Genomic DNA, 3,204 nt, shown 5'->3' with positions numbered 1-3,204 from the left:
CCGAAGGCGGCCGAGTTGCAGGCCATCAAGGACTCCGAGAAGTCGGAGTCTGAGCGCCTCAACGACCAGCTCGCTCGCGCGAACGAGCAGATCGCCAGCACGCGTCAGCGGCTCGCGAAGAGCCGCGTGCAGGCCCTGGCGGGCGGTTCGTTCGCGGACCCGGAGGACGCGGTCGGCGCGCTGGATCTCGACTCGTACATCGACGGCGATGGCGACATCGACGAGGCGGCCATCGAGGCCGACCTTCAGGCGCTTTTGGAGCGCAAGCCGCACTGGGCGCGAGTCCAGCCCCCGGAGGGCCCGCGGCGCCCGGCACCGGACCGCACTCAGGCGTCCGGCGCCAACAAGCAACGGTCCCCCGACCCTGCGGACGAGTTCGCTGGGTTCATCAAGGCGCGGCTTAGTGGCCGCTGAAAGCAGGTAGACCATGGTGGCCACGGCCCCCCTCAAGCTGTCCGATGTCAATGCGTCGCTTCTGCCGCGCACGATCACGGCGCCGATCTTCGAGAAGTCGGTCGAGCAGTCGGCGATCATGACGCTGGCGCGTCGTGCCCCGCTGGCGATCGACGCGACGACGTCGGTTCCGATCCCGATGGACGTGCCGACCGCCGACTGGGTCGGTCAGGCCGCGAAGAAGCCGCTGTCCAGCGGCGGCGTCGACGTCAAGCAGATGACGGCGAAGAAGCTGGCCGTCCTCATCCCGGTCGCCGAAGAGGTCGTCATGACCAACGCGGGCGGCCTGTGGACGCAGCTGCAGACCGACCTGCCGACGGCGTTCGCGCGGGCCTTCGACCACGCGGCGATCCACGGCAAGACCATGAAGGGCGCCACCGGGCCCTTCGATGACTACCTGGCGATGACCACCAACTCGGTCGCGCTGGGCACCGCCTCGCAGTCCACGGGCGGCATCTGGGCCGACCTGGTGACGGGCATGGAGGAGGTCATCGACGACGACTGGGACTACACCGGCACCGTCGCCGACCACCGCCTCAAGCCGAAGCTGCTGCTGGCGACCGACACCACGGGCCGGCCGATCCTGGTCGACACGCAGACGCCGGGCACGGACATGGCGGCGGCGGGCACGCTGATCGGTGAGCCGCTCGCCTACTCCCGTTCAGTGTCGGGCAAGCAGCGCCGCCAGTCCGCGTCGACCGACACTGGGCTGCGCGCGATCGGCGGCGACTGGTCGCAGGCGGCGTTCGGCGTCGGCATGGACATCACTGTGCGGATCTCCAAGGAGGCCACGTACATCGACGAGGACGGCGGCGTTCACTCGGCGTTCCAGGAGAACCTGGTGCTGCTGCTGGCGGAGGCGTTCTACGGCTACGTGCAGGGCGACGCCGACGCGTTCGTGAAGTACACCGGCACCCCTTCGGGGTCCTGATGGCGAGGGCTGTCCCGGCTTCCGCGCCGGGCGGGGCAGCCAAGCCCCTGCAGATCGTCGCCAGGGTTCACGCGATGCCACCGGAGCACAATGCGGGAGCCGAGCACATGCTCGTGTCGATGCTGCGTCCGCTGGTGGAGCGTGGGCACGACGTGTCGGTGTGGCTGTCCCGCTACGGCAGCGTCCACAAGGAGTACGAGTACCGCGGCATCAAGGTGGTGCCGCTGGAGTCGCGTCTCGACTTCCCGACTGCGGTACGCCGCGCGGATGTGCTGATGGCGCATCTGGAGACGGTGCCGCCGACTGCGTCTCTGGCTCGCGGATACGGCAAGAACCTGGTCGTCGTGTGCCACAACACGCATCGGCCGACCTTCCGGGACATGGCGGCGGGCGGGACCTCACTAGCGGTCTACAACTCGCTGTGGATGGAACGGGAGGCGGAGCTGTTCTTCGCCGAGTACCCGAAGAGCGTCCAGCCTGACGCCTCGCTGATTGTGCGCCCACCGGTGTTCGCCGACGAGTACGCGACGAAGCCCGGCAAGGCCATCACGCTCATCAACTGCAACCCGGAGAAGGGCGGCAAGGTCCTTAAGGCCCTCGCCGAACGGATGCCGGACCAGCAGTTCCTCGCCGTGAAGGGCGCCTACGGCGAGCAGATCCTCCCGGACTTGCCCAACGTCGAGATCGTCGAGCACGTCAGCGGCGAGGACATGCGGGAGAAGGTGTACGCGCGCACGAAGGTGCTGCTGATGCCGTCCTCGTATGAGTCGTGGGGTCGGGCCGGAGTTGAGGCGCTCGCCAGTGGCATCCCCGTCGTGGCCCACCCGACGCCGGGCCTGTGCGAGTCGCTCGGCGAGGCTGGCATCTTCGTCGACCGTGCTGATGTGGCCGGCTACGAGGCTGTACTGCGGAAGCTGCAGACGGCGGCGGAGTACCGGCTGGCGTCGAAGCGGGCGAAGGCCCGGTCTGCCGAGCTTGATCCGGCTGCCGATCTGGCGGCCTGGTGCAGTGCTGTGGAGTCCCTGGCCTGAGGAGGCGTCGTGGCTTTCGTCCCTCCTACCGCCGAGCAACTGGGCTTGTACTTGGGCCTCGGAGAGATCGACGGGAACCGTGCCGATCTGCTGTTGAGCACTGCGATTCAGCTGTGTCAGACAGTGGTCAAGCCGCTGCCTGAGGGTGCTGCAGCAGTGGTGCTGTCGGTCGCCGGCCGGGCCTATGTGAATCCTCAGCAGGTGTCCTACGAGACGATCGGCCCGATGTCGGTGCAGCGCCCGCAGGGTTCTGGCGGTCTGTATCTGACGAAGGCCGACAAGTCCGCGCTCAAGTCCCTCGCCGGCCGCGGCGGGGCGTTCACGGTGGATCCGACGCCCTCGACTGCGGATCCGTCGCCGACGTGGCCTGTCGACGATGCCGGGTTCGCGGACGAATTCGAGCCCGGCTGGGGACACTCCTGATGCCGGCGCCGTACCCCTTCGGAGAGACGGTGCGGATCGTGCGCACGGGGCCATCGCCGGGCCGGGACCCGCGCGGGCATCCGCTACCGGGCCCGGACGAGTCCTTCAACATCGAGGGCTGCGTGGTGACTCCGCGCGCGGAGGCACCACAGGTTGGCGGTAGTGAGCAGCAGGCCCGGGACACGGTTATCGTCGGCTGGACGGTGTACGCCCCGGCCGGGAAGCCGCTGCTCACCACTGACCGAGCCGTCATTCGCGGTGTCACCTGCGACATCACCGGCGAGCCCGGTGACTGGGGCCGCTCCCCGTTCACCGGAACCCGCGGCGTCATCCAGTTCGCCGCCGACCGCGTTACCGGATAGTGCG

Annotated in this window: 5 protein-coding genes; all 5 read left to right on the top strand. The window is 68.7% G+C overall.

Annotation, left to right across the window (positions count from 1 at the left end):
• On the top strand, window positions 1-414 hold a 414-nt coding region (locus VIU94_RS35885), incomplete at its 5' end, for a hypothetical protein (RefSeq protein ID WP_331918255.1).
• 13 nt (window positions 415-427) lie between these two features.
• The gene (locus tag VIU94_RS35880) at window positions 428-1,384 is read left to right on the top strand and encodes a phage major capsid protein (RefSeq protein ID WP_331918253.1); all 957 of its coding nucleotides are present in this window, start codon (window positions 428-430) and stop codon (window positions 1,382-1,384) included.
• Between the two features lie 74 nt (window positions 1,385-1,458).
• Window positions 1,459-2,415 carry a glycosyltransferase family 4 protein gene (locus VIU94_RS35875; RefSeq protein ID WP_331918251.1) on the top strand — a complete coding sequence of 319 codons (957 nt, stop codon included), beginning with the start codon at window positions 1,459-1,461 and terminating at the stop codon, window positions 2,413-2,415.
• A gap of 9 nt (window positions 2,416-2,424) precedes the next feature.
• Window positions 2,425-2,838, top strand: a complete 414-nt coding sequence (locus VIU94_RS35870; RefSeq protein ID WP_331918249.1) for a hypothetical protein — start codon at window positions 2,425-2,427, stop codon at window positions 2,836-2,838.
• Window positions 2,839-2,876: 38 nt separating this feature from the next.
• A complete protein-coding gene (locus VIU94_RS35865; RefSeq protein ID WP_331918247.1) occupies window positions 2,877-3,200 on the top strand; it encodes a hypothetical protein in 324 nt (107 codons plus the stop codon).
• Window positions 3,201-3,204: the final 4 nt, after the last annotated feature.

The organism is Streptomyces sp. (assembly GCF_036566765.1).
Taxonomy (GTDB): domain Bacteria; phylum Actinomycetota; class Actinomycetes; order Streptomycetales; family Streptomycetaceae; genus Streptomyces.
The sequence above is the reverse complement of the archived record's forward strand: the minus strand, read 5'-3'. Positions and strand labels throughout refer to the sequence as shown.

What these genes read in the sequence shown, in the direction of transcription:
- VIU94_RS35880 (WP_331918253.1), top strand. Translation starts at nt 428, where the DNA reads ATGGTGGCCACGGCCCCCCTCAAGCTGTCCGATGTCAATGCGTCGCTT.
- VIU94_RS35875 (WP_331918251.1), top strand. Translation starts at nt 1,459, where the DNA reads ATGCCACCGGAGCACAATGCGGGAGCCGAGCACATGCTCGTGTCGATG.